A 24,890-nucleotide genomic window follows, 5' to 3' on the forward strand; every position below is an offset into this window, starting at 1 on the left:
ATGGAATTCCAGGACGTCGTACGACGCCGTCGCATGGTCCGGAAGTTCACCGACGAGCCCGTCGCCGAGGCGAGCCTTCAGCGCATCCTGCGCAACGCGCTGAAGGGCCCCTCGGCCGGATTCTCACAGGGACAAGGATTTCTCGTCCTCACCGGCGAAGAACTCGCGAAATTCTGGGAGTTCGGGGCGAGCTGGGCGCCGGAAACCGTGACCACGGCCCCGGTCGCGATCGTCCCGCTTTCGGTCAAGAACGCGTACCTCGACCGCTATGCCAAGCCGGACAAGGGTTTCACCGATCGGGACGATTCGTGGTGGCGCGTGCCGTACTGGGACGTCGACACCGGGATGGCGACGATGCTGATCCTCCAGACGGCCGTCGACGAAGGTCTCGGCGCGGTGTTCTTCGGGCTGGCGCCGGAAAGCGTGGACCGGCTCCACGGCGAGTTCGGCGTGCCGGAGGATCACGACCCGATCGGTGTCGTGGCGCTCGGGCACGGCGCCGAATCCGGTCCGTCACCCGGTTCGTCGCCGACCACGGTCGCCCGCCGAGACTTCGACGACGTCATCCGTTTCGGTCACTGGTGAGGCGATGCAGCCTGAGCGCGAGCTGGAGTTCCAGCGCGCGCTCGGGCGCCTGCCATTGCTCGCCCAGCAGTGAAGCGATGCGGTCCAGCCGCTGGACGACGGTGTTGACGTGCACATGGAGCAGGTCCTTCGCCCGCGTCAAGTTGCCGCCACAGGCGAAATACGCGCGGAGCGTGCCGATCAGGTCCGTGCCGCGGCGTTCGTCGTAGTCGAGCACCGGGCCGATAGTGGCGGTCACGTACGCGCCGAGGTCGGCATGCTCACCGAGGAGCAGCCCGACGAACCCGAGGTCGGCCATGCTCGCGCCTTCCCCCGCCCGGCCCAGCGCCAGCAGCGATGCGACGCATCGAGCGGCTTCGGCGTGCGCCACGGCCAGCGCCTTCGGGGAGGCGGCCGGCCCCGCCGCGCCCACCGTCACCGGACAGTCCATTGTGGACGACAGTTCGGCGGCGACGGATCGCGCCAGCGAGCCGGGATCCGCGCCACGCACCAGAAGGACCACCTCGTCGGCGTGGACCCCGACCAGGTCCGCGTGCCGCGAAGCCGCCGCGGCCAGCCGTCGCCGGGAAACGTCGTCGGAATGCGCGATCAGCACCGCGTGCGATGTCGACAAATCGACTCCAAGTCGTCGACCGCGCGCCAGCAGCGCGGCCGGATTGCGGCCGGGCGCGGTGAGCAGATCCGACAGCAGCTCGCCTCGCACCTCGTCCTCGGCGCGTGCGACGGAACGCCGTTGCATCAGCAGCACGGCGGTGACCACGCCCGCCCGCTCGAACAGCCGCCGGTCGGCCTCGCCGAGCGAGTGCCCGCCGCCCAGCACCAGGCTGCCCAGGAATTCCTGTCCCGCCTGGACCGCGCACAGCCAACCGTCCTCAGTGGACACCGCGCGCCCGCTCGCCCTGGACGCGGAAACCGCGGTCCGCGAGAGATTCAGCTCGCCGTCTGTCCTGGCGAGGACCGCGCCGTCCGCGTCGTAGACGGCGATCGCCCCGCCGAGCACGTCCGCGACCGCGGCGGCGACCTCGGCCAGATCACCGCCGCGCAGTACGAGATCCATCAGCCGGTCGTGCGCGTCCTCGGCGCGGCGCATCGCGTCGTTGTGCGCGCTGATCGTCGCGTTCGCGGCGTTCAGCTCGGCGACCGCGCGGCGCGTCTCGTCGAGCAGATGCGCGTTGTCCAGCGCGATCGCCGCGTGGTCGGCCAGCGACGACAGCAGCGCGACCTCGTCGGGCGAGAACTCCCGGCTGGTCCGGTCCGAGGCGAACAGGACCCCGATGACCTTGCTGCCGATCGCCAGCGGCACCCCGAGGATCGCGGTCAGTCCCTCGTCGAGCACTCCGGTGTCGATCGACGACGTGTGGCGGAACCGCTTGTCGTTGAAGTAGTCCGCCGTCGCGTACGGCCGCGCGGTCTGCGCGACCAGCCCGCCGAGCCCCTCGCCCATGCCGAGCACGATGTCCTGGAACAGCGCGGAAACCGACCCGTCGGTGACCCGGACATAGGTCTTGCCTTCGGTCTCGTCGTTGAGGCTGAGATACGAGACGTCCACGCCGAGCAGCGCCCGCGCCCGCCGCACGATAGACCGGAGGACGGCGTCCGGATCGTCCAGCCGCGCGAGGTCGCTGGCCGTGTCGAACAACGCGGCCAGCTCCGCCTCGCGCCGCCGGTGTTCGGCGACGGTGTCCCGGATCCGCAGCGCCAGCTCGGTGGCCTTCGGGTCGACGGGGACGTGCGCCAGCTGCTCGCTGCCCGCGCCGGAGGCGAGCAGTTCGAGCAGCCGGCGCAATTCCACGGCTCCGTCCACAGCGGTCATGCTGACACGTGACCGCGCTCCGTGAGAACTTCGGAGTGCAGGGATTCACCCTTGGTCTCGCGGGCGGCGAGCAGGGCGATCACGGTCAGCGCGCACATCGAGACCACGTAGAGCGAGACCGGGACCGTGCTGCCGAACTCCTTGAACAGCGCGACCGCGATGAGCGGCGCCACCGCGCCGGCCGCGATCGAAGACAGCTGACCGCCGACCGAAAGCCCGGTGTAGCGCACCCTCGTCGGGAACTGCTCGGAGAAGAACGCGGCCTGCGGGCCGTACATCGCGCCGTGCAGCACCAGGCCGATGGTCGCCGCGAGGATGATGACGCCGGAGTTCTTCGTGTCGAGCATCGCGAAGAACACGAAGCTCCACACCGCCATGCCGATCGCGCCGAACAGATAGACCGGGCGACGGCCGATCCGGTCGGAAAGCTTGCCCCACAAGGGAATCGTCACGAAGTGCACGGCGGAGCCGATGAGCACCGCGTTCAGCCCTGCCGACTTCGGCAGGCTCAGCCCGGTGGTGACGTAGACGAGGATGAACGCGGTGATCACGTAGTACGAGACGTTCTCCGCCATCCGCGAACCGATCGTGATCAGCACCGCGCGCCAGCTCTTGCGGAACACCTCGACGACCGGCGCGTGCGTGGTCGTGTCGTTCTTCTGCGCCGCGAGGAACACGGGCGATTCGCTGACCGCGAGCCGGATCCACAGCCCGATCACCACGAGCACCCCGGACAGCAGGAACGGGATCCGCCAGCCCCAGCTGAGGAACGCCTCGTCGGACTGCGTCGCGGCGAGGATCGCCAAGACCGCCGTCGCGAGCAGGTTGCCGCCGGGAGCACCACATTGCGGCCACGACGCCCAGAACCCGCGACGCTTGTCGTCGCCGTGTTCGGAGACGATCAGCACCGCACCGCCCCATTCGCCGCCGAGCGCGAAACCCTGCACGAGCCGCAGCAGCGTCAGCAGGATCGGCGCCAGGACACCGACCGTGGCGTACGTCGGCAGGATGCCCATCGCGCAGGTCGACCCGCCCATCAGCAGCAGGCTCAGCACCAGCAGCTTCTTGCGGCCGACACGGTCACCGAAATGCCCGAACACCAGCCCGCCGATCGGCCGCGCGAGGAAGCCGACGGCGTAGGTGAGGAACGCGAGCAGGGTCCCGGTGAGCGGATCGTTGGTGGGGAAGAACAATTTGCCGAACACCAGCGCCGCGGCGGAGGTGTAGAGGAAGAAGTCGTACCACTCGATCGTCGTGCCGATCAGGCTGGCGCTGACGACCTTCGCGATCGAGCCGCGGTTCTGGGTGGTCACCGGGGACGTCCTTTCTGGGGAGGGGTTCACGCGGCGGTCCAGCCGCCGTCGAGGGGGATGGAGGTACCGGTGACATGGGCGGCGTGGTCGCCGGACAGCCAGAGCACGCACGCGGCGACGTCCGCCGGTTCGATGAGCCGTTTGATCGCCGACCGCCGCAGCAGGACCTGCTCGATGACGGCGTCGCGTTCGAGCCCGTGCTCTTCGGCCTGCGCCTGGAGCTGGCCGGTCACCAGGGGCGTCCGGACGTAGCCCGGGTTGACGCAGTTGCTGGTCACGCCGTGTTCCGCGCCTTCGAGAGCGGTGACCTTGGAGAGGCCTTCGAGCGCGTGTTTCGCGGTGACGTACGCGGATTTGAACGGGCTCGCGCGGAGGCCGTGGACGCTGGACATGTTGACCACGCGCCCCCAGCCGCGTTCGTACATTCTCGGCAGCGCGCGGCGGATGAGCAGGAACGGCGCGGTGACCATCAGCGCCTGGATGCGGGTGAACGTCTCCGGCGGGAACTCGTGGATCGGCGCGATGTGCTGGAAACCGGCGTTGTTGACGAGGATGTCGATCTCGGCGGGGAGGGTCTCGACGGCCCGGGCGTCGGTGAGGTCGACGACGTGCGCGATGCCGTCGACGTCGGCCGCCGCCTTCCCGACGGCGTCGTCGATGTCGACGAGGTGGACCTTGGCCCCGGCCTGTGACAGCGCTTCGGCGCAGGCCAGCCCGATCCCGCCCGCCGCACCCGTGACCAGCGCGGACTTACCCGCCAGATCGCTGTGATACGCACCACTCATGCCGGACGACGTTAGGTCTCCCGGCGCGCTTAAGCCATGTGGTCACGCACTACACCTGGGCAAGATCCCGTGTGGCCTCACCCCACCCATGCATTTCGTCCTCTGAATGCGGTAGTTGATATCGCGAACTACCGCATCCAGAGGACGAAACGCGGGGAGTCAGCCGGCGGCGTCGGAGATGGACTTCGCCTCGCGAGCGCCCGCCTCGAACGCTTCGCACGAGAAGAGCAGCCAAGCGCGGACGCCGTCGGGAGTCCCGCTGGAGAAGCCCGTAGCGGCTTCGAGGTACTTCGGCACCCGCCGGAAGTACGCGACCTCCGGCACCGTCAGCGCCTTCGGGTCCAGCCCGGTCGCCACCGCCGAAAGCCGCGCCGCCGCCCGCGCGACGACGCCGTCCGCCGAGCCGAAAGGCTTGAGTGCCAACAGTTCCCCGTGCACGACGGCGGTCAGCACCGGACCCGGCACCGACGTCGCACCGGTGACCAGTTGCGCCAGCAGCTCCAGCCGCGGCCCGACGTCACCGGACGACCGCGGCCGCCCCAGCGCGTCGAGATCCGTCACCAGATCCGACGCGGCGAGAACGTGCAAACGCGCCAACGCCTGCAGCGGCGCGCGCCGCCAAGTCGGGAGCAGGCCTTCGAGCGCTTCCGCGACCCGCAGCGCGCCCGCCAGCACCGGATCGGTCACCTCACCGGATTCCGGCAGTTCGGGCGCGGCACCCTCGATCCCGGCCGACGCCCGCGCCGACCGCACGGAGGCTTCGGCGGCCGTCGCCGCGCCGCCGCGCAGGTTGGCGGGCAGCCGGTGGACGGCGAAGACAGCGTCCTGAGCCGATTTCGCGGCCGCCGCGACCCCTTCGAGATCCAGCAGCGGCTTCAGCGGATCCGTCACGCGTCCAGCACCTGACCCGCGCGCCGCACCACGGGCGCCTGCACCGACCACGGGAAGTTGATCCACCTGTCCGTGTGCTTCCAGACGTACTCGCATTTGACCTCGGAGCGCGGCTTCTCGTAGACCACCGCGCAGCGCACCTCGGCGACGTGGTCGGCGCAGAAGTCGCGGACCAGCTTCAGCGTCGCACCGGTGTCCGCGACGTCGTCGGCGACGAGCACCTTCTTCTTCGTCAGGTCCACGACGTTCGGCACCGGCGGCAGCATCACCGGCAGGTCGAGACGCTGGTCGACGCCGGTGTAGAACTCGACGTTCATCACGTGCAGGTTCTTGACGTCCAGCGCGTAGCCGAGCGCACCCGCGACGAACAGCCCGCCGCGCGCGATCGACAGGATCAGGTCCGGCTCGAAGCCGTCGTCGGCGACGGCCTGTGCCAGATCCCTGCTGGCCGTCCCGAACAACTCCCAGGTGAGCTCTTCCCGCTCTTCGGCCATGGTGCCTCGCCTTCGTCGATCGTTCCCGCGAGCATAGGCAACGCCGTAGTGGCCTTCTCGAATGCTTCGAAACTGGCTATCCAGTGAGGCCATTGCCGGTCGTACCGTCGAGATCGTGACCGACTGGACCTCCCATGCGACCTTGACCGGCGAACGCGTCCGCCTCGAACCCCTCACCCGCGACCACACCAAGGGCCTCTTCGCGGCGGGTTCCGACCCGGCGATCTGGACCTGGCTCAGCCTCCGGCAGCCGACGGATCTCACCGAGGCCGAAGCGATGGTCGAAGGCATCCTCGCCGACACCGACCGCCGCGCCTGGGCGCAGATCGACGCGCGCACCGGCGAGGTCGCCGGCACGACGTCGTTCTACGCGATGAACGCACGCCACAAGATCGTTTCCGTCGGCTACACCTGGATCGGTTCCGAATGGCAGCGGACCGGGCTCAACCGCGAGTCGAAACTCCTGTTGCTGCGCCACGCTTTCGACGACCTCGGCGCGAACCGCGTCTCGTGGGAGACCGACATCCGCAACCTCAAGTCGCAGAAGGCGATCGAACGTCTCGGCGCGCAAAGGGAAGGGGTGCTGCGCGCGCATCGCGTGCGGCCGGACGGAACCATCCGCGACACCGTCGTCTACTCCCTGACCGGACCAGAATGGCCGGCGGTCCGTACCGCTTTGTCCTCAAGCGTGTGAATGCCGAGCGCAACCACGATGCAACCTTTTACTTCGCGTCGTAACGTCGATAGCGTGCCAACGGGCGTGAAGACACGCGAAACACAGGAGGCATCGCACCATGACCGAGCAGTCGCCGGCGCTGGACAATTTGCTCACGGAGAGCAGGACCTTCCCCCCGAGTGAGGCTTTCAGCGCGCAAGCGAATGCCACCGCCGACTTCTACGCCGAAGCCGACGCCGACCGGGAAGCGTTCTGGGCCAAGCAGGCCGAGCGTCTGCACTGGGAAACGAAGTGGTCGCAGGTACTGGACTGGACCAATGCGCCGGTCGCGAAGTGGTTCGTGGGCGGGAAGCTGAACGTCGCCTACAACTGCGTGGACCGCCACGTCGATTCCGGGCACGGCGACCAGGTCGCCATCCACTGGGTCGGCGAGCCCGGCGACAGCCGCGACATCACCTACGCCCAGTTGAAGGACGACGTTTCCCGCGCGGCGAACGCCCTCGAATCCCTGGGCCTCGAGGCGGGCGACCGCGTCGCCATCCAGATGCCGATGGTGCCCGAAGCGATCGTCGCGATGCTCGCGTGTGCCCGCATCGGCGTCCTGCACAGTGTCGTCTTCGGTGGTTTTTCCCCGACAGCGCTGCGTTCCCGCGTGGACGACCAGGCGGCGCGGATCGTCATCACCACAGACGGCCAGTACCGCCGCGGCAAGGCCGCCCCGATGAAGGCCAATGTCGACGAAGCGCTCGAAGGCGCCGAATCGGTCGAGAAGGTCATCGTCGTCCGCCGCACCGGCGAAGAGGTGCCGATCACCGAAGGCCGCGACCTCTGGTGGCACGAACTGGTCGACGGCCAGTCCGCGGAGCACGCGCCGCAGGCGTTCGACTCCGAGCACCCGCTCTTCATCCTCTACACCTCCGGCACCACCGGGAAGCCGAAGGGCATCCTGCACACCTCCGGCGGCTACCTGACCCAGGCCGCGTACACGCACCACAACGTCTTCGACCACAAGGCGGGCGAAGACGTCTACTGGTGCACCGCCGACATCGGGTGGATCACCGGGCACACGTACATCGTGTACGGGCCGCTGGCGAACCGGACGACCCAGGTCGTCTACGAAGGCACGCCGAACACCCCGCACGAGGGCCGCCACTGGGAGATCGTGCAGCAGCACAAGGTCTCCATCTACTACACCGCGCCCACGTTGATCCGCACGTTCATGAAGTGGGGCAACGAGATCCCGCAGAAGTACGACCTGTCGTCACTGCGCGTGCTCGGCAGCGTCGGCGAGCCGATCAACCCCGAGGCGTGGATCTGGTACCGCGAGAACATCGGCGCGAACTCGGCGCCGATCGTGGACACCTGGTGGCAGACCGAGACCGGCGCGATCATGATCTCGCCGCTGCCGGGTGTCACCGCCACGAAGCCGGGCTCCGCGCAGAAGGCGCTGCCGGGTATCTCGGCGAAGGTCGTCGACGACCAGGGCGTCGAGGTCGGCAAGGGCGGCGGCGGGTACCTGGTGCTCGACAAGCCGTGGCCGGGCATGCTGCGCGGCATCTGGGGCGACGAGCAGCGTTTCCGTGAGACCTACTGGTCCCGCTTCGCCGACCAGGGCTACTACTTCGCCGGAGACGGCGCGAAGTACGACGCCGACGGCGACGTCTGGCTGCTGGGCCGGGTCGACGACGTGATGAACGTGTCCGGGCACCGCATCTCGACCACCGAGGTCGAGTCGGCGCTGGTCTCGCACCCGACGGTCGCCGAGGCCGCCGTCGTCGGCGCGACCGACCCGACCACCGGACAGGGCATCGTCGCGTTCGTCATCCTGCGCGGCAACGCCGTGGACGGCGGAGACGCCGCCGTCCAGGAGCTGCGCAACCACGTCGCCAAGGAGATCGGCCCGATCGCGAAGCCGCGGCAGATCCTGGTCGTGCAGGAGCTGCCGAAGACGCGGTCCGGCAAGATCATGCGCCGCCTGCTGCGCGACGTCGCGGAGAACCGCCAGGTCGGCGACGTGACCACGCTGGCCGACTCGTCGGTGATGGACCTGATCTCTTCGGGTCTGAAGTCCGGCAAGTCCGAGGAGTAACCCCACCCGCACGCGCCATGAAAGGTCCTTTCCTTGCAAAATTTGCGAGGAAAGGACCTTTCCTCGCATCCGACACGCCTACCACACCCCGGTTCGCCTCACTCGAACGCCTGTTCTAGGATGTGCCGGGTACCACCCCATACCCGGGCAAGGAGACGACACCGACGATGACCGTGGATGCCTTGACACGCACTGACGCCGTGTCCGAAGAAGCGGCTACCGAAGCGCCCGTCGACTCGACGCCGCAGGCGGAGACCACCTCGGAGACCACCGAAGCCCCGGCCGAGGCCAAGGCCGAGACCCCCGAGGCTTCGAGCACCCCGGAGACCCCCGCCGAAGAAGCCACGGCGGAGTCCCCCAAGCCCAAGCGCGGCCGTCCGAAGGTCGCCACGACGGCGAAGAAGACCCGCACCGTCGAGCTGACCCTCACGGTCACCGGCACCGCCGACGGCGAGTGGCAGGCCGAGCTCAAGAACGGCGCGAAGTGGGTCGCGAAGGGCCTGGAGATCCCGGCCGCCGCCGTGTCCCGCGCCGCCAAGGAGCTGCACGCGGACCTGTCGGGCCCGATCGACGAGGTCATCAACGCCGCCCGCGAGCTGCAGGCCGCGAAGGTGGCTCAGCTCGAAGCCGAGCTGGAGAAGGCGAAGCTGGCGCTGGCCGAGCTGGACGCCTGAGACTTTCCTCCCGACCGGGGCGGACGCTGGATATCAGTGTCCGCCCCGGTTTCTTTCATTCCGCGATCGGTGGCCGCGCGGGCAGCGGGGTCTTGAACTCGACCCACTGACTGTCCACAATGGCCTCGACGCTGTGCGGAACGCCGCGGGGGTGGACGATCGTGCCGCCCGCTTCGAGGGTCACGTCCGCACCGTCGAGCGTGCCGCGCAGCGAACCCGAAATCAGGTAAACGATGCTGTCGTGATCGTGGCTGTGCACGGGAGAAGCGACGCCCGCCGGATAGTGGATCTCATACGCCAGGCCACCTTCCGCCGTCGCGAGCGTCCGGAACCGGCCCTGTCCGCCGATCAGCGACAGACCCTCCACTGTGGACATCGCGGTCCAGGTCATCGCACGGGCTCCATGGCGGCGGCCTCCTCGCGGTCCGGGTCACGGGCGAGCACGACCCCGATGATGGTCACCACCGCGGTCGCGAGCAGGTAGGCCCCGATCGCGAGCCAGGTGTCGAAACCGGCCAGCAGCGCGGTGAACAGCAGCGGCGCGGGCGCCCCGCCGATCACGCCGGCGAGCGTGTACGCCAGCGAACTTCCGGTGTAGCGCAGTCGCGGCGAGAACTGCTCGGTGACGAGCGCGGCCTGCGGGCCGTAGAGCGCGGCGTGGATGACCAGCGCGAGCACGATGCCGATCGCCAGCATCGCGAACGATCCGCCGCTGACCATCGGGAAGAACACGAACGGCCAGATACCGGCGGCGATGGTCGCGAACAGGTACATCTTGCGCCGGGAGACGCGGTCCGAAAGCGCGCCGAACAGCGGCATCAGGATCAGCTGGAACGCGGAACCGATCATCACCGCGGCCAGCCCGGCACCGCGCGACAGGTCGGTGTGCGTGGTGACGTAGGTGAGGACGAAGACGGTGAACAGTGCGTAGAGCACGTCCGGGCAGACGCGGATGAGCACGGCGGCGACGAGCGCGCGGCGTTCGGTGCGGAAGACCTCGGAGATCGGCGCCGACGAGCGTTCGCCCCGCTCCTGGATCTGCTTGAAGACCGGCGTCTCCTCCAGTTTGAGCCGGATCCACAGCCCGAACCCGACGAGCGCGCCGGACAGCAGGAACGCGATCCGCCAGCCCCAGCTGTTGAACTGGTCCTCGGTGAGCAGCGCGGCCAGCACGGCGAGGACGCCGTTGGCGAGCAGGTTGCCCGCGGGCGGGCCGATCTGCGCGGCCGAAGCCCAGAAGCCCCGTTTGCCCGGATCGCCGAACTCACTCGACAGCAGGACGGCACCACCCCATTCGCCGCCGATGCCGACGCCCTGCGCGAACCGCAGCGCCACGAGCAGGACCGCCGCGAAGCCGCCGATCGTCTCGTACGTGGGCAGGACACCGATGAGGAACGTCGCCACACCGGTGAGCACGAGCGTCATGACCAGGATGCGCTTGCGGCCGAGCACGTCGCCGAGGCGGCCGAAGAGGAACCCGCCGATCGGCCGGGCGAGATAGCCGACCGCGTAGGTCGAGAACGCCGCCATCGTGCTCGCGAGCTGGTCTTCCGAGGGGAAGAAGAGATGCCCGAAGATCGTCGCGGCCGCCACCGAATAGGCCGCGAAGTCGTACCACTCGAGCGCGGTTCCCGAGAGGCTGGCCGCGAAGGCCTTGTGCAACGAACGCCGGTCACCGGCTGGTGAGGTCATGTCCACATCCGTCCGTAGGAGGTCCGCAACCCCGCCGGGAGGGGTTGAATTGCGGATATACTCCTTGTATACAAGCTGTATGCGCAACCCCCAATCTCGGAGGACAGATGCCTGAGCTGCGTTTCACCCTTCCCGACGGCCAGGAGCGGCGGACCGAGGTCCACACGCTGCTGAACGCCGGATACGCCGGTCGCAGCCAGGAGGACGTCGCCGCCCACGTGGCCGAACTGGCCGAACTCGGCGTCCCCGCGCCTTCGGTGATCCCGGCGCTCTACCCGGTCGCGCCGTATCTGGCGAGCCAGACCGACGAGGTCCCGGTGCAGCACGAGCGGACCTCCGGCGAGGCCGAATGGGCCATCGTCATCACCGGCGCCGAGCCCGAGGACATCCTCCTGACCGCCGCCTGCGACCACACCGACCGCGCGCTCGAAGCGCACGGCGTCGCGTGGAGCAAGAACGCCGGCCCCGACGTCCTCGCCGCCAAGGCTTGGCGGCTCGTCGACGTCCAGGACCGGCTCGACGACCTCACGCTGTCCGCGTGGGCCGGGGAAACCCTGATCCAGCAAGGGAAACTCGCGGAACTGCTGCCGCCGTCGTACTGGCTGGACGTGTTGCGCGAACGCGATCTGTACGCCCCCGGCACCGTGCTGATCTCCGGGACCATCCCGATGGTGCACGGCGTCGACCAGTTCGCCGACTCCTGGCGCGTCGAACTGGGCGACCCCGCGACCGGCGAGACGATCGAGCTCGCCTACTCGGTGCGGCGGCTGCCCGAACCGATCGGCTGAAGCAACTCGCCCAGGAAGGCGCGATATTCGCCCTTCATCGGCAACTCGCGGTCGACGCGGACGCGGCGGCGGGTCGCGGAGACCTCGACCTCTCGCACCGGATCGAAACCGGTGCGCTCGTAGGACTCCCAGTACAGCCCGACGCCGCGGCGCTGCCAGGCGGGGACTTCGGCGAAATTGACGCCGTGCGCGAAGAGCAGTTCGTTCTTCTCGGAGACACCGGTGCCTTCGAGAGCCGCTCCGGCCTCACTCGCCGACTTCCCCGCCTTGCGCAGGATCCAGTAGCACCAGCCGTTGAGCGCGCAGCGGGCCGCGTCCGCCTGACGCCAGGAGAAGTAGTCGACGACGTCGTCCGTCGTCGTGCCGAGCCAGACCCTGCCGTCGAAGTGCGCGGGCACCCCGGCCGCGTGGGTGAACGCGGCCGACGCGACCCCGGCGGAGATCGACACGAGCTTCTCCACGCCCCGGCCGAACAGGCCGGCGGCGGGCGGCAGCACGAGGGAGATCTCGTCGCTTTCCGTGTACACGTAAGGCGAAGCGAACTCCGCCATCAACGCGCTCGCCGCCTCGGCCATGCAGTCGGCGAACCGGGGATCGAACGGTTTCCCGAACCGCGCTTCGGTGAACTTGGAGAAGCCCCGGCCGTCGACACGGAGTACCGTCCACGCTCCCGGCGGTACGGTCAGCCCGTGGAACCACTCGCGTTCCCGTTGCCGTGCCTCGAAATCACCGGCGTCCATGGTTCACCCCCGCTCCACGACGAAACCGCCTTCACCGTCGAAACCGACGGTGTACAGCTCGTCGAAACCGTCTTCGGCGCTCGGGCGCCGCAGCCGCTTGAGAGTCGCATACAGACCGACGTCGGGCACCCGGGTTTTGACGCTCCGCCGCGCGTTGCGCTCTTGGGACCCTTCGAGATCCGGCGGGAACCAGTACCCGGAGACGCGCGCGCCGTGCCGTCGCGCGACCTCGATCAGCGGCGTCCACTCCTCCGGCGAAGGGTTGGTGTTGTCCACGACCACCGAACGGCCTTCTTCGAGCGCCTCGGCCAGCATCCGCAGCTGGCGCCGCTGCCGTTGCTTGGCGTTCGGGAAGTGGTCCTTGCTGAGGTGGACGTGCGTGTCCGCGAACACCCGCCGGAAGAACGTCGACTTCCCGGACGCCTGCAACCCGATCAGGATCACCACCTCCGCCATGTCCGCAATGTATCCCACGACTTAGGTAAGGCAATAATGAATAAGGATTGCCTCAATTGACCGAATCACTTTCCACTCGCCTCGCGCCGTTTTCCGTGTTTCACTGAAACGGTGACCGAGACGGTATCGACCGAACATCCCCACGAACCGCACGCGGATCTGGGCGGCAAACTGAACTGGTTGCGCGCCGGGGTACTCGGCGCGAACGACGGGATCGTGTCGGTGGCGGGCATCGTGGTCGGCGTCGCGGGCGCGACCACGGACTCCACCACGATCGCCACCGCGGGAATCGCGGGGCTCGTCGCGGGCGCGCTTTCGATGGCTGGCGGCGAATACGTCTCCGTGAGCACTCAGCGCGACACCGAACGCGCACAGTTGCGGCTGGAAAAGCGTGAACTGAAAGAGATGCCGGAAGCCGAAGAACGGGAACTCGCGCAAATCTACGAAGGCAAGGGCCTTTCCCCGGAACTGGCCGCCGAGGTCGCCCGCGAACTGACCGAAAAGGACGCGCTGCAGGCGCACGCCGAGGCCGAACTCGGCATCGATCCGGACAATCTGACCAGCCCGTGGCAGGCGGCGTGGGCCTCGCTGGTGGCGTTCACCGTCGGCGCGCTGCTGCCGTTGCTGGCGATCGTGTGGACGTCGACCTCGGCACGGGTCTGGGCGTGCGCGGCGGCCGTCGTGGTCGGGCTGGCGCTGACCGGGTTCATCAGCGCGAAACTCGGCGACGCCCGGGCCGGCCGCGCGATCGCGCGGAACGTCGGCGTGGGCGCGCTGACGATGCTGGTGACGTACTACGTCGGCGTGCTGTTCGGTACCACCGTCGGCTGACGGCGATCTCGCAGGTAGCGAAAGGGCCCTTCACCGCGTCCTATGCGGTGAAGGGCCCTTTCAGCACCTCCGAGGGTCGCTCGTCAGCGCGGGAAGAAGTGCGTCAGTGAACGCCCTTCATGAGCTTGCGGATCATCGGCGTCGCCACCAGGAGCGCCACACCGACCACGATGGCCACGCCGCCGACGATGCTGAAGTACGGCGCTTCGTCGTCGACCGTGTAGTACTCGGCGAGCTTCCCGGACATCGCCGTGCCGAGCGAGATCGACAGGAAGTTCAGCGCCACCATCTGCGTGCGGAACGCCTCCGGCGCGAGTTTGGTCGACAGCGAGAGCCCGACCGGCGAAAGCATCAGCTCCGCCATGGTGAACACGAACAGGATGCCGGCCAGCGCGAGCAGCGGGCTCGCGTTCTTGCCGCTGCCGACCATCGGGAGGAACAGCAGGAACGCCACGCCCATGGTGACCGTGCCGAGCACGAACTTGATCGGCGAGGACGGCTGCCGCGAACCGAGTTTCGTCCAGATCGCCGCGATCACCGGCGCGAACAGGATGATGAACACGGGGTTGATCGAGTTGACCCACGCGACCGGCATCTCCCAGCCGAAGATCGTCCGGTTCAGCCGCTCGTCGGTGTAGGCCGCGACCACGGTGAACTGCTGCTGGTACAGCGAGAAGAACGCGGCGCTCGCGATGAACATCGGGATGAACGAGTACACCCGGCTGCGTTCGTCGGAGGTGATCTTCTTGCTGCTGATGATCACCACGAAGTAGATCACCGAGATGACCGCGACGGCCCAGACGACGACATCGACGAGGTTGCCGGGGTTGATCACGCCGAACACCACGAGCAGCACGATCGCCGCGACACCCACCGCGGTGCCGCCGAAGACCAGCGGCCGCTGCGACGCGGGCAGCGGGTTGGGGATCTCGCTCGCCTTGTCGCCGAGGTTCTTGCGGCCGATCGTGTACTGGGTCAGGCCGAGCGCCATCCCGAACGCGGCGAGCCCGAAACCGACGTGGAAGCCGATCTCGCTCTGCGCGAGGCCGGTCAGCAGCGGCCCGACGAAACCGCCGATGTTCACGCCCATGTAGAAGATGGTGAAACCGCCGTCGCGGCGCTCGTCACCGGCGGCGTACAGCGTCCCGACGATGGCCGTGGCGTTGGATTTCAGCCCGCCACTGCCGACGGCCACGCAGACGAGGCCGACGCCGATGCCCGCCAGCCCCGGCAGCACGGCGAGGCTGATGTGCCCGATCATGATCAGGATCGCGCTGTAGAACAGCGTCCGTTCGGAGCCGAGCACGCGGTCCGCGACCCAGGCGCCGATCACCGCCGACAGGTAGACCATGCCGCCGTACGCGCCGACGATGCCGAGCGCGGAGGCCTTCGGCAGCGCGAGGCCGCCCTGACTGACTTCGTAGTAGAGGTAGATGGGGAGGATGCCGAGCATCCCGTAGTACGAGAAACGCTCCCACATCTCGACGCCGAAGAGGTTCGCCAGCCCTCGTGGGTGCCCGAAGAACCTCGTGTCTTGCTGGACCTCGGTAGAGGTACTCACCATGCCGTCCTTATCGAAGACATCGTTGTCGGTTTTCAGTTGACATGCTAGAAGCCCACCATGTGGACGGGACACCGACGTCCGCATGGATCTTGTGGTCGCCGTCATGAACGCGAGATTTCCGCAGCTCCAGGCGTTAAAATAGTCTCAAGGTGCGCCGGGAAGTCTGGTCGGCAACAGTATTCGTCGTTGCCGAAAACCGGAGGTCGCCTTGTCCGGCCCGAACCGTCCCGCGAAAGTCGTCGTCGCCGAGTTCGCCCGTTATCTCCGCACGGAGACCACCGGCGGAATGATCCTGCTCGGCGCCACCGCGATCGCCCTGTTGTGGGCGAATTCGCCCATTGACGACAGTTACCGCGCCATCCGCGATTTCCGGCTCGGTCCCGAATTCCTGCATCTGAACCTGACGATCGGCGACTGGGCGAAAGACGGCCTGCTCGCGTTGTTCTTCTTCGTCGCGGGGCTCGAACTCAAACGCGAACTCGTGGTCGGTGAACTCTCCCGGTTCAAACAGGCGATCCTGCCGGTGGTCGCCGCGGTCGGCGGCATGATCGTGCCGGCGCTGGTCGCCCTTTCCGTGGGCTGGGGAACCCCGGGCATCGAACGCGCGTGGGCCATCCCGGTCGCCACCGACATCGCGTTCGCCCTGGGCGTGCTCGCCCTGACCGCGTCGAACCTGCCGAGCAGCGCCAGGGTCTTCCTGCTCTCGCTCGCGGTGGTCGACGACCTCGGCGCGATCCTGCTCATCGCGATCCTCTTCACCGCGAAGTTCGACCTCGTCGCCGCGGGTGTCGCCGTCGTCGCCCTCGCGCTGTACGCGTACCTGCAGCACCGTCGCGTCCGCAGCGCCTGGATCTACGTGCCGCTGGCCTTGATCACCTGGGTCGCGGTGCATTCGGCCGGCATCCACGCCACCATCGCGGGCGTCGCGCTCGGCCTGCTCACCCGCGTCCGCGCCGACGAGGGCGAGGAGCACGCGCCCGCGATCCGGCTCGAACACCGGTTGCAGCCGTGGTCGGCCGCGGTCGCGGTACCGCTGTTCGCGCTGTTCGCGGCCGGCATCAAGGTGGACAGTGAATCGCTCAGCGCGGTGTTCACCACCGCGTTGCCGCTGGCCGTGCTCGTCGGGCTCGTCGGCGGGAAGCTCATCGGGATCTTCGGCGCCAGCCTGCTCGCCGTGAAGTTCAAGCTCGCGGAGAAACCCAGGGGGATGGGCTGGCGGGACATCGGGGCGCTGTCGATGCTGGGCGGCGTCGGGTTCACCGTGAGCCTGCTGATCGCCGATCTCGCGCTCGACGGGGAGGCCGTCGAGCTGGCGAAGGCGGCGGTACTGATCGCCTCGGCCATCGCCTCGCTTTCGGCCGCCGCGATGCTGCTGCACCGCAGCCGCGTGCACGCGCGCGAAGATTGAGAATGCGACACTCGCCGGTCCGCCGCGCCCGTGATCGGGGCACGTGGCACGATGACCGGTGTGAGCAGCCCCAAGCACGAACGTACCGGCCCCGACGGCGTGGGGGCCGTGCCCTACCTCCCCCTGTCGAGCGATGACGACGTGGTAGCGAGCGAGCAGTCCCTCGGGAAACTCGTCGGCGATGCCACACAGCACGTCTCGACGCTGATCCGCGCCGAGGTCGAGCTGGCCAAATCCGAGGTCGTCGCGGAGGCGAAGAAGGGCCTCAAGGGCGCCATCTTCTTCCTGGTCGCGCTGGTCGTCGGGCTGTACAGCTCGTTCTTCTTCTTTTTCTTCCTCGGCGAGCTGCTGTCGGAGTGGCTGATGCGCTGGGCGGCGTTCGCGATCGTGTTCGGGCTGATGCTCGCCACGACGGCGGTCGCGGGGTTCCTGGGCTACCGCAAGGTGAAGAAGATCAAGGCGCCCGAGCGCACGATCAACAGCTTCAAGGACACCGCCGCCGCGTTCAAGCCGCGTCATGACGACGCGCCCGCGGACCGCGACTGAGAAGTCTTCGAGTCGGTGCAGGCGACACCGGATCCGTCGATCGTCCGGATCGACGGTCCGTGGACCCATCGTGACGTCTCGGCGAACGGCATCCGGCTGCACGTCGCCGAACTCGGCGACGGGCCGCTGGTCGTGCTGCTGCACGGGTTCGCCGAGTTCTGGTGGACCTGGCACCACCAGCTGACCGCGCTCGCCGACGCCGGTTTCCGCGCGGTCGCGGTGGATCTGCGCGGCTACGGCGACTCCGACAAACCCCCGCGCGGCTACGACGCCTGGACCCTCGCGGGCGACGTCGGCGGGCTGATCAAGTCGCTCGGCGCGCGCAAGGCCCATCTCGTCGGGCATGCCTGGGGCGGCATGCTCGCGTGGACGGTCGGCGCGCTGCACCCGCGGCTGGTCTCGTCGGTCAGTGTGCTGGGCGGCGCGCATCCGCTGGCGTTGCGCCGGGCCGTCCGGCGGCCGGGGCAGCTGCGCGCTTCGGGACATCTGTTCCGCTTCCAGGTGCCGATGGCACCGGAGAAATGGCTGGTCAAGGACGACGCGCTCGCCGTCGAGGAGCTGTTCCGCGCCTGGTCTGGTCCACAGTGGACGGACACGGCGGAGTTCGCCGAGGCCGTGCGGGCGTTCCGGCAGGCGATGCTCGTGCCGGGAGTGCCGCACAGCGCGCTCGAGTACTACCGATGGGCCTTCCGCGCGCAGTTCCGCGGCGAAGGACGCCGGTTCAGCGAAGCGCTGCGAGGCCGCTTCGCTCCCCGCGTGCTGCAACTGCACGGCGAGGAGGACCGGTGCGTCCTGCCCGACACCGCGGCGGCGTCCCGTCGCTGGGCCCCGGACGCCCGTCTCGAGCGCTGGCCGGGCATCGGGCACTTCCCGCATCTGGAGGCCCCGGACCGCACGTCGGCCGCCTTGCTGGACTTTTTCCGTATCCTGGAAGCATGACCGAGCGCAAACCGACGGGCGTGTCGTTCGAGTCCTGGGTGGACAGGCAGGTCAGCGCGGCCGCCGCGAAGGGCGAGTTCGACGACCTTCCCGGCGCGGGGAAACCGCTGCCGAAGACGGACGGCAAGGACACCGCGCTGGCGTGGGTGGTGAACAAGGTCCGCGCCGAGGGGCACGACGTTTCGGCGCTGCTGCCGCCTTCGTTGGCGATCGCGAAGGAGCTCGACGATCTGCCGGACACCTTGGCTCGTGTACGTCGTGAGGCGCGGGTGCGGGAGATCGTCGAGGACCTGAACGAACGGATCCGCGCCGAGCACCGGCGTCCGGCAGGCGGTCCGGTGCTGCGGGCACGGCCGCTGGACGTGGAAGAGGTCGTGACCTCCTGGCGCGAAGCCGCTAGTTAGCGCAAGGCCCGGTCGAGGTGTTCGCGCTCAGCGCCGGAGCCGTCTCGACCACCGGCCGCACCTGCTCCGAGGTCAGCGTGAAGCCGGTCTCCGGATCCTCGACGGCCGCACCGAACACGACCCCGATGACCTCGCCATCGGGGTTGATCATCGGCCCGCCCGAGTTCCCGCTGCGGACCTGCCCGCGCACGGTGAACACGTCGCGCTGCACGGTGTTGGACTCGTAGATGTCCGGTCCGCGCAGGTTGATCCGGCCGCGCACTCTGGCCGGCGTCGCGGTGTACGGACCGTCGAGCGGGTAGCCGAGCACGATCGCGTTGTCGCCCGCCCGCGCCACCCGCGGCGTGAACGGGAGCACCGGGGCCTGCAGCCTCGGCACCGCGAGCACGGCCACGTCGGCCTCGGGATCGAAGTAGACGACCCTGGCCGGGAACTTGCCCGAGGTCGACTCGATGGCGACCTCGTCGGTGCCCGCGACCACGTGCGCGTTCGTCATCACCCGCTGCGGCGCGACGACGAAACCGCTGCCCTCCAGCGCCCGCGAGCACGAGGTCGCGTTGCCGCGGATCTTCACCACACTGCGGTGCACCTGTTTGACGATCGCGCTCGCCTGGAGCGCGGTGTCCGGCGGGCTGGTGTCCTCGACGTTCGGCTTCTGGAACGGGTCCACAATGGACGGGAAGCCCGAGGCGTCCAGCAGTTTGCGCAGTTCGCTCGGGAAGCCTTGCGCCGCTTCGGGCATGACGTCGTTGACGCCGCCGAGCACGACCGAGCTGTTGATCGACTTCGCCAGCCCCGGCACACCGGAGACGGCGGTGAGCGGGGTCGCGATCAGCCACGCGACCACGAACACCACGGCGGCCTGCACCACCGCGCCCAGCGTCTTGTCGACGCCGGAAAGCTTGTCCGGGTTGATCTTCTGCCGCAGCTTCCGGCCCGCCCAGACCCCGAGGGTCTCGCCGAGCGCGACCAGGAACACCACGGTCGCCACCGCGAAGGCGACCTTCGCCGCCGGATGCTGGAAGAGTTCCACGACCAGCGGCGCGATCTTGATCCCCGCGAGCGCGCCGAGCACCACCCCGACCAGCGAGGGGAGGGCGATGATCACCCCCTGGAACGCGCCGGACACGCCCGCCAGCAGTGCGAGCAGGATCACCAGTACGTCGACCCAGTTCACCGGCGCCTACTCCTTCTCCGGCACTTGCCGCCCGTCGACCCGCGCCTGATGTTCGGCCAACGCTACGTCAAGGTCACGGACGTCGCCGTGGTCCCAGTCCCGTTCCCAGCCGCCGAGCGCCAGCGTCATCGCCAGCAGGCCGCCCGTGAAACCCCAGACGAACATCCCGCCGACGTCGAACGCGGGGCCCTTCCAGTCGTAGCCCTTGCGCATGACCTGGAACCGGTTGGCCGGATCGGTGAGCTCCGCGACCGGCACCCTGGCCACGGCCGCCGTCTCGCCGGGGTCGACGGCGTGCACCGGCGACGGCGTCCGCCAGTAGGCGAGCACCGGCGTCACGGCGAAGCTGGACACCGGGACGAACAGCTCCGGGAAGACCGCCACCGGCAGCACCCCCGCCGGCTCGACGCCGGTCTCCTCCTCCGCCTCGCGCAACGCGGTGCCGACCGGTCCGCCGTCCTCCGGCTCGGCGCCCCCGCCGGGGAAGCTGACCTGACCCGCGTGCGAGCCGAGGGTGTCCGCGCGGCGTTGGAGCAGGACGTCCGGCCCCTGCGGACCTTCGCCGAAGAGCATCAGGACGGACGCGGACCGGTAGCTCGCGTCCGGTGGCACGCTGAACCGGCTGAAGGTGGCCGCGTCCACTTCGCCGCTGATCTTGACCAGCGGCTGCAGCCAGGCGGGCACGGCGTCGGTGTCCACGAGGGGGCCGGTCATGGTGTCCCTTCCACAGCGGCGCGCACCTGGTCAGTGTTCAGGAAGACGCGTGGGTTCTCGATGAGCCGGACGTCGCCGCCCGCCGTGACCAGGTACGTCGCGGGCAGGGAGGAAGGGACCTTCAGTGCCGTCCGCACCGGCCCCGACTGTCCGTCACCGTCGAACACGGACGGCAGCCGGACACCCAGTTCGGCCAGCATCGCCAGCCCATCGGCGCCGGAGCTCGCGACCTGGACGAGGAGCACACGCGCGGCTCCGGGCGACGTGGCGTACCGCTGGAGCAGCGGAAGCTCGGCACGGCACGGCTCGCACCACGACGCCCACAGGTTGACCAGCATGGGACCGCCCGAGACCACCTTGGCGAGGTCGACCCTGGAGCCGTCGCCGAGACACTCGACATCGACACCGCGCAGCTTCGCCACCTCACCGGGCCCAGGCGGTGGGCAAGGGGCGAGCGCGGCCTTCGTCCGCGCGGCCGTGAGATCCCCCGACGTCTTCGCGGGCGCCTGGCCGTCCCGCGTCGTGAGCAACGCGACGATCAGGGCCACCACCAGCACGGCGGCACCGAGGGCCAGTTTGGTGACCCTGGTCACCGGCGGGCCGCCAGATCCAGGATGTGGTCGCGTTCTTCGCCCTTGACCAGCTTCGCGGCCTCTTCGAATTCCGTCGGGCCGGTTCCGTACGAGGGGCACATCTTGGCCAGCGGGCAGGCGCCACAGGCCGGTTTGCGGGCGTGGCAGACGCGGCGGCCGTGGAAGATCGTCCGATGCGAGAGGAGCGTCCACTCCTTGCGCGGGATCAGCTCGCCGACCGCGTGCTCGACCTTGACCGGGTCCTCCTCCTCGGTCCAGCCCCAGCGGCGGACCAGGCGGCCGAAATGCGTGTCGACGGTGATCCCGGGGACCCCGAAGGCGTCGCCGAGCACGACGTTGGCCGTCTTGCGACCGACCCCCGGCAGCGTGACGAGGTCCTTCAGCTTGCCGGGTACTTCGCCGTCGTAGCGCTCCACCAGCGCGGCGCCCAGCCCCAGCACCGAATTCGCCTTGGCGCGGAAGAAACCCGTCGGGCGGAGGTACTCCTCGAGTTCGGCGCGGTCGGCGCCGGCGTAGTCCGCGGCGGTCCGGTAGCGCGCGAAGAGCGCGGGCGTGACCTGATTCACGCGGACGTCGGTGGTCTGTGCCGAAAGCACGACCGCGACCAGCAGTTCGAGCGGAGTGGTGAAGTCGAGCTCACAGTGCGCGTCGGGGAACTCGTCGTCGAGGCAACGCTTCATCCGCCTGGCGCGTCTCACCAACGCGAGCCGGCTTTCACCCTTGCCCCCCGCGCGGGGGGCATTGGTGAGGGCAGGAGGCACCCCGATAGCCTACGGGCGCCATCGGACGAGCCAGTGGGAGCATCCCGCCGGTCGACGGCCGACACGCCAGAGCACCACCTCGGCGCTTCGATCGAGGACGCCATGAGCGAGGATCTGGAGTAATGCACAACTTTTCGGAATTCCCTGGGCAGGGCTCATGACCGTCTGGTTCGTCATCCTCGTGCCCCTGGTGATCATGTTCTTCGCGCTGTTCATGGAACGCGTGGAGACCAGGCTCAAGCACGTCGCGGTGCAGGAGAACGAGGTCGAGGAGTTCCTCGAGCAGGCTCAGCCCAACGAGGTCAGGGCCCTTTACGGGCACGGCATCGGGCGCGCCCTCGAGCTTTTCCGGCTGCGCAGGCTGGGCGGGAAGGCGGCCAGGCTTCGCGCGCGACGCGTGCGGAGTTAGGCTCCACGTTCGAGCGAGATCGTTCCCGGCCCGCGCGCGCGTTCGGCGTGCCGACGAGCGATCTCGCGCGCACGACCTAGACTGACGCGAAAAGTGATCGACGACACGGTCCCCGCCCGACGAGGATCGACGTCGTATCTCGATGAGGAGGCACCCGAGGTGGACGAAACCCTGGCCCGAGCGGGCATTTTCCAGGGTGTTGAGCCGGCAGCCGCCGAGGCGCTGGCACAGACCTTGGAATCCGTGGAGTTCCCTCGCGGGCATGTCATCTTCAACGAGGGTGAACCCGGCGACAAGCTTTACATCATCCAGTCCGGCAAGGTGAAGATCGGCCGCAAGTCACCCGACGGCCGCGAGAACCTGCTGGGCATCTTCGGCCCGTCCGACATGTTCGGCGAGCTGTCCATTTTCGACCCCGGCCCCCGGACGTCCAGCGCGACGACGGTGACCGAGGTCCGCGCGGTGACGATGGACCGCCCGGCGCTGCGGCAGTGGATCTCCACCCGCCCGGAGATCGCCGAGCAGCTGCTCCGTGTGGTCGCCCGCAGGCTGCGCCGGACGAACAACATGGTCGCCGAGCTGATCTTCACCGACGTCCCTGGCCGCGTGGCGCGGGCGCTGCTGCAGCTCGCGCAGCGCTTCGGCAGCCAGGAGGCCGGCCTGCTGCGGGTCACCCACGACCTGACTCAGGAAGAGATCGCCCAGTACGTCGGCGCCTCGCGCGAGACCGTCAACAAGGCTCTCGCCGACTTCGCGCACCGCGGCTGGCTGCGGCTCGAAGGCAAGAGCGTGCTGATCCTGGACCCGGAGCGCCTGGCCCGCCGCGCCCGTTGATTTCAAGTACATGAAGGCCCCCTTCATTGCGTCTAGCGCAGTGAAGGGGGCCTTCATGTACTCGTGCTGAAACACAACGAAGAGCCGGGCGCCACCCCCGACGTGGCGCACCGGCTCTTCGCTGTGCGCGGACCATCCCCCGACGATCCGCGCTCCCCGCCCTCCGGAACAAGGCCCCGACCCGTACGCCGGAGGGAGCTGGAAGCTGTGTGTTTGTCGTACAACCATCCACGGCCATCGGCCGTGAACTCAAGTTCTTTCACTCTCAAGGACGCCATCTGCGTCGATTTGTTGCCCCGAATGACCCAGAATCGACCGACTGTTACCTGATCGTGACGAACCTGGCGGATTCGTGGTCCGTAGTACCCGGATCCGGTGGTGACCAAACTTACCGCCGCAGATCTGGTACTCGCGTACCAAAGTGTTCATACTGGTACGCGTGTCCCAGTCTGTGTCCGCTTCCGCCGAGAGCCACCGCACCTCCCTCGCCGACTACCGGGCCGCGCTGACCGCGCCCGGATCCCGCGGGGCGGTGATCGCGTCGCTGCTCGCCCGCCTGCCGATCGCGATGATCGGTATCTCCGCGCTGCTCTACGTCCAGCGTGAGACGGGCTCCTTCGCCGCGGCCGGGCTGGTGTCGGCCGGGTCGCTGGTGGGCGTCTCCGTGGGCGCGGTCGTGCAGGGAAGGCTCATCGACCGGTTCGGGCCGACCCGGCCGCTGCTGACCACCACGGTGCTCTTCGCGCTGGCGATGACCGGGCTGGTGTTCGCGATCGAGGCGCACGCCCCGACGCTCGTGCTGGTCCCGCTGGCCTTCGGCACCGGGATCACGGAACCGATGGTCGGCTCGGCCTCGCGGGCACTGTGGACACGGCTGCTGCCCGCCGGGCCGACGCGGAACGCCGCGTTCTCCTACGAGGCGATCAGCATGGAGGTCTTCTTCATCCTCGGCCCCGGGTTCGCGGGACTGCTGATCGCCGCGCCGTGGGCGGGCACCGGCATCGTGACCGGCTCGCTGACCATGATCGCGGGCGCGGTCCTGTTCGCGCTGAGCCCGACCGTGCGCGCATGGGGTCCGTCGCCGTCGACGGGCGGCAAACTGCTCGGCGCGCTGGCCAGCCCCGGGATGCGCACGCTCGCGATCGCCGCGCTGGGCTTCGGCGCCGTGATCGGATTCGTCGAGGTCGCCGTCCCGGCGGCCGCGACCGAGGCGGGGAACACCTCCATCGGCGGCCTGCTGCTTTCGGCGTGGTCTGTCAGCTCGGTCGCGTTCGGGGTGACGTACAGCCTGCGCCCGTGGCCACGTCAGATGGGCCTGCGGCTGCCGGTGCTGCTGGCCGGGTTCGGCGCGCTGGTGGCGCTGCTCGCGCTGCCGGGTTCGCTCTGGGGCCTCGCGCTCGCCATGCTCGCCGCGGGCGCGCTCATCACACCGCAGTCGACGACGCATTCGGCGGCCATCGAGATCGCCGCGCCGAAGGGCACGGCGGCCGAGGCGTTCGGCTGGGTGCTCACCGCGGTGACCCTCGGCCTCGCGTTCGGGCAGTCCATCAGCGGCTACCTCGTCGAGCACGCCGGACACGAGGCGGCGTTCCTCGCCGCCGGCGTGGTCGGGTTCGCGCTCGCCGCGGTGGTGTGGCTGCTGCGCGGCACCTTCCGCCCTCAGCCGGCCGCGGCCGCCGCCGAAGCGCCCGAACTTGTCGGTGCCGCCCGCTAG

The 24,890-nt window shown here is 68.9% G+C and carries 27 protein-coding genes; 13 read left to right on the plus strand and 14 right to left on the minus strand.

What is annotated here, in order from left to right; translation table 11 throughout:
• Positions 1–585 carry a nitroreductase family protein gene (locus AJAP_RS39065; RefSeq protein WP_038521008.1) on the plus strand — a complete coding sequence of 195 codons (585 nt, stop codon included), beginning with the start codon at positions 1–3 and terminating at the stop codon, positions 583–585.
• Here the strand turns inward: AJAP_RS39065 and AJAP_RS39070 are convergent.
• From AJAP_RS39070 to AJAP_RS39090, 5 genes are all read right to left on the minus strand, one after another.
• Entirely contained in the window at positions 563–2,398 is a 1,836-nt protein-coding gene (locus tag AJAP_RS39070; RefSeq protein ID WP_038521010.1) for a helix-turn-helix domain-containing protein, read from the minus strand. The genes AJAP_RS39065 and AJAP_RS39070 overlap by 23 nt on opposite strands.
• Positions 2,395–3,711, minus strand: a complete 1,317-nt coding sequence (locus AJAP_RS39075; RefSeq protein WP_038521012.1) for an MFS transporter — start codon at positions 3,709–3,711, stop codon at positions 2,395–2,397. Before AJAP_RS39075 ends, AJAP_RS39070 begins: the two co-directional genes overlap by 4 nt.
• 26 nt (positions 3,712–3,737) lie before the next feature.
• A complete protein-coding gene (locus AJAP_RS39080) occupies positions 3,738–4,496 on the minus strand; it encodes a 3-hydroxybutyrate dehydrogenase (protein ID WP_038521014.1) in 759 nt (252 codons plus the stop codon).
• Positions 4,497–4,655: 159 nt separating this feature from the next.
• The gene (locus AJAP_RS39085) at positions 4,656–5,387 is read right to left on the minus strand and encodes a Fic family protein (protein ID WP_037335083.1); all 732 of its coding nucleotides are present in this window, start codon (positions 5,385–5,387) and stop codon (positions 4,656–4,658) included.
• Positions 5,384–5,881: a phosphoribosyltransferase gene (locus tag AJAP_RS39090; protein ID WP_007028464.1), complete on the minus strand. Its 498-nt coding sequence runs from the start codon at positions 5,879–5,881 to the stop codon at positions 5,384–5,386. Before AJAP_RS39090 ends, AJAP_RS39085 begins: the two co-directional genes overlap by 4 nt.
• A gap of 115 nt (positions 5,882–5,996) precedes the next feature.
• Here AJAP_RS39090 and AJAP_RS39095 point away from each other — a divergent pair, with 115 nt between their 5' ends.
• The 3 genes from AJAP_RS39095 to AJAP_RS39105 all read left to right on the plus strand — a co-directional run bounded on the left by AJAP_RS39095 (position 5,997) and on the right by AJAP_RS39105 (position 9,320).
• Entirely contained in the window at positions 5,997–6,575 is a 579-nt protein-coding gene (locus AJAP_RS39095; RefSeq protein WP_038521019.1) for a GNAT family N-acetyltransferase, read from the plus strand.
• A 100-nt stretch (positions 6,576–6,675) separates the two neighbouring features.
• Entirely contained in the window at positions 6,676–8,646 is a 1,971-nt protein-coding gene (gene acs / locus AJAP_RS39100; RefSeq protein ID WP_038521022.1) for an acetate--CoA ligase, read from the plus strand.
• A 167-nt stretch (positions 8,647–8,813) separates the two neighbouring features.
• A complete protein-coding gene (locus tag AJAP_RS39105; protein WP_037335074.1) occupies positions 8,814–9,320 on the plus strand; it encodes a DUF6319 family protein in 507 nt (168 codons plus the stop codon).
• A gap of 55 nt (positions 9,321–9,375) precedes the next feature.
• Here the strand turns inward: AJAP_RS39105 and AJAP_RS39110 are convergent, their stop codons facing one another.
• Entirely contained in the window at positions 9,376–9,711 is a 336-nt protein-coding gene (locus tag AJAP_RS39110; RefSeq protein ID WP_038521025.1) for a cupin domain-containing protein, read from the minus strand.
• The gene (locus tag AJAP_RS39115; RefSeq protein WP_038521028.1) at positions 9,708–11,012 is read right to left on the minus strand and encodes an MFS transporter; all 1,305 of its coding nucleotides are present in this window, start codon (positions 11,010–11,012) and stop codon (positions 9,708–9,710) included. The genes AJAP_RS39110 and AJAP_RS39115 overlap by 4 nt, the downstream gene beginning before the upstream one ends.
• A gap of 107 nt (positions 11,013–11,119) precedes the next feature.
• On the opposite strand from AJAP_RS39115, the gene AJAP_RS39120 reads away from it, so the two are divergent.
• The gene (locus AJAP_RS39120; RefSeq protein ID WP_038521031.1) at positions 11,120–11,800 is read left to right on the plus strand and encodes a DUF2848 domain-containing protein; all 681 of its coding nucleotides are present in this window, start codon (positions 11,120–11,122) and stop codon (positions 11,798–11,800) included.
• On the opposite strand, the gene AJAP_RS39125 is transcribed toward AJAP_RS39120, so the two are convergent.
• A complete protein-coding gene (locus AJAP_RS39125; RefSeq protein ID WP_038521034.1) occupies positions 11,764–12,540 on the minus strand; it encodes a tRNA(His) guanylyltransferase Thg1 family protein in 777 nt (258 codons plus the stop codon). The genes AJAP_RS39120 and AJAP_RS39125 overlap by 37 nt on opposite strands.
• 3 nt (positions 12,541–12,543) lie before the next feature.
• Positions 12,544–12,996 (minus strand): ATP-binding protein, encoded by a 453-nt coding sequence (locus AJAP_RS39130; protein WP_174492082.1) that lies wholly within the window; start codon positions 12,994–12,996, stop codon positions 12,544–12,546.
• Between the two features lie 111 nt (positions 12,997–13,107).
• Here AJAP_RS39130 and AJAP_RS39135 point away from each other — a divergent pair, with 111 nt between their 5' ends.
• Positions 13,108–13,827: a VIT1/CCC1 transporter family protein gene (locus AJAP_RS39135; RefSeq protein ID WP_037335059.1), complete on the plus strand. Its 720-nt coding sequence runs from the start codon at positions 13,108–13,110 to the stop codon at positions 13,825–13,827.
• Between the two features lie 103 nt (positions 13,828–13,930).
• Here AJAP_RS39135 and AJAP_RS39140 read toward each other — a convergent pair whose 3' ends face one another.
• Positions 13,931–15,391 (minus strand): peptide MFS transporter, encoded by a 1,461-nt coding sequence (locus AJAP_RS39140; RefSeq protein WP_084098495.1) that lies wholly within the window; start codon positions 15,389–15,391, stop codon positions 13,931–13,933.
• 208 nt (positions 15,392–15,599) lie between these two features.
• Here AJAP_RS39140 and nhaA point away from each other — a divergent pair, with 208 nt between their 5' ends.
• The 4 genes from nhaA to AJAP_RS39160 are packed head-to-tail and all read left to right on the plus strand — an operon-like array spanning position 15,600 to position 18,688.
• Positions 15,600–16,799 (plus strand): Na+/H+ antiporter NhaA, encoded by a 1,200-nt coding sequence (gene nhaA / locus AJAP_RS39145; RefSeq protein WP_038521038.1) that lies wholly within the window; start codon positions 15,600–15,602, stop codon positions 16,797–16,799.
• Between the two features lie 51 nt (positions 16,800–16,850).
• Positions 16,851–17,345: a phage holin family protein gene (locus AJAP_RS39150; protein WP_016337874.1), complete on the plus strand. Its 495-nt coding sequence runs from the start codon at positions 16,851–16,853 to the stop codon at positions 17,343–17,345.
• Positions 17,346–17,360: 15 nt separating this feature from the next.
• Positions 17,361–18,284, plus strand: coding sequence for an alpha/beta fold hydrolase (locus AJAP_RS39155; protein WP_038521041.1), 924 nt, complete (start codon positions 17,361–17,363; stop codon positions 18,282–18,284).
• Positions 18,281–18,688 (plus strand): DnaJ family domain-containing protein, encoded by a 408-nt coding sequence (locus AJAP_RS39160; protein WP_038521044.1) that lies wholly within the window; start codon positions 18,281–18,283, stop codon positions 18,686–18,688. The genes AJAP_RS39155 and AJAP_RS39160 overlap by 4 nt, the downstream gene beginning before the upstream one ends.
• Here the strand turns inward: AJAP_RS39160 and AJAP_RS39165 are convergent.
• From AJAP_RS39165 to nth, 4 genes are read right to left on the minus strand one after another with little or no spacing between them, the layout of a single operon-like run.
• Entirely contained in the window at positions 18,681–19,865 is a 1,185-nt protein-coding gene (locus AJAP_RS39165) for a MarP family serine protease (RefSeq protein ID WP_038521046.1), read from the minus strand. The genes AJAP_RS39160 and AJAP_RS39165 overlap by 8 nt on opposite strands.
• A gap of 6 nt (positions 19,866–19,871) precedes the next feature.
• Positions 19,872–20,579, minus strand: coding sequence for an NUDIX hydrolase (locus AJAP_RS39170; RefSeq protein ID WP_038521049.1), 708 nt, complete (start codon positions 20,577–20,579; stop codon positions 19,872–19,874).
• Complete coding sequence (locus AJAP_RS39175) at positions 20,576–21,172, minus strand: TlpA family protein disulfide reductase (protein ID WP_038521051.1); 597 nt, start codon at positions 21,170–21,172, stop codon at positions 20,576–20,578. The genes AJAP_RS39170 and AJAP_RS39175 overlap by 4 nt, the downstream gene beginning before the upstream one ends.
• A complete protein-coding gene (gene nth / locus AJAP_RS39180) occupies positions 21,169–21,852 on the minus strand; it encodes an endonuclease III (RefSeq protein ID WP_038521054.1) in 684 nt (227 codons plus the stop codon). The genes AJAP_RS39175 and nth overlap by 4 nt, the downstream gene beginning before the upstream one ends.
• Positions 21,853–22,090: 238 nt before the next feature.
• Between nth and AJAP_RS39185 the strand changes: the two genes are divergently transcribed.
• From AJAP_RS39185 to AJAP_RS39195, 3 genes are all read left to right on the plus strand, one after another.
• Positions 22,091–22,342, plus strand: coding sequence for a hypothetical protein (locus AJAP_RS39185; RefSeq protein WP_005166943.1), 252 nt, complete (start codon positions 22,091–22,093; stop codon positions 22,340–22,342).
• Positions 22,343–22,501: 159 nt separating this feature from the next.
• Complete coding sequence (locus tag AJAP_RS39190) at positions 22,502–23,176, plus strand: Crp/Fnr family transcriptional regulator (protein ID WP_003081747.1); 675 nt, start codon at positions 22,502–22,504, stop codon at positions 23,174–23,176.
• Between the two features lie 451 nt (positions 23,177–23,627).
• Positions 23,628–24,890: an MFS transporter gene (locus AJAP_RS39195; RefSeq protein ID WP_174492118.1), complete on the plus strand. Its 1,263-nt coding sequence runs from the start codon at positions 23,628–23,630 to the stop codon at positions 24,888–24,890.

The sequence above is a fragment of the Amycolatopsis japonica genome (genome assembly GCF_000732925.1).
GTDB classification, from domain to species: Bacteria; Actinomycetota; Actinomycetes; order Mycobacteriales; family Pseudonocardiaceae; genus Amycolatopsis; species Amycolatopsis japonica.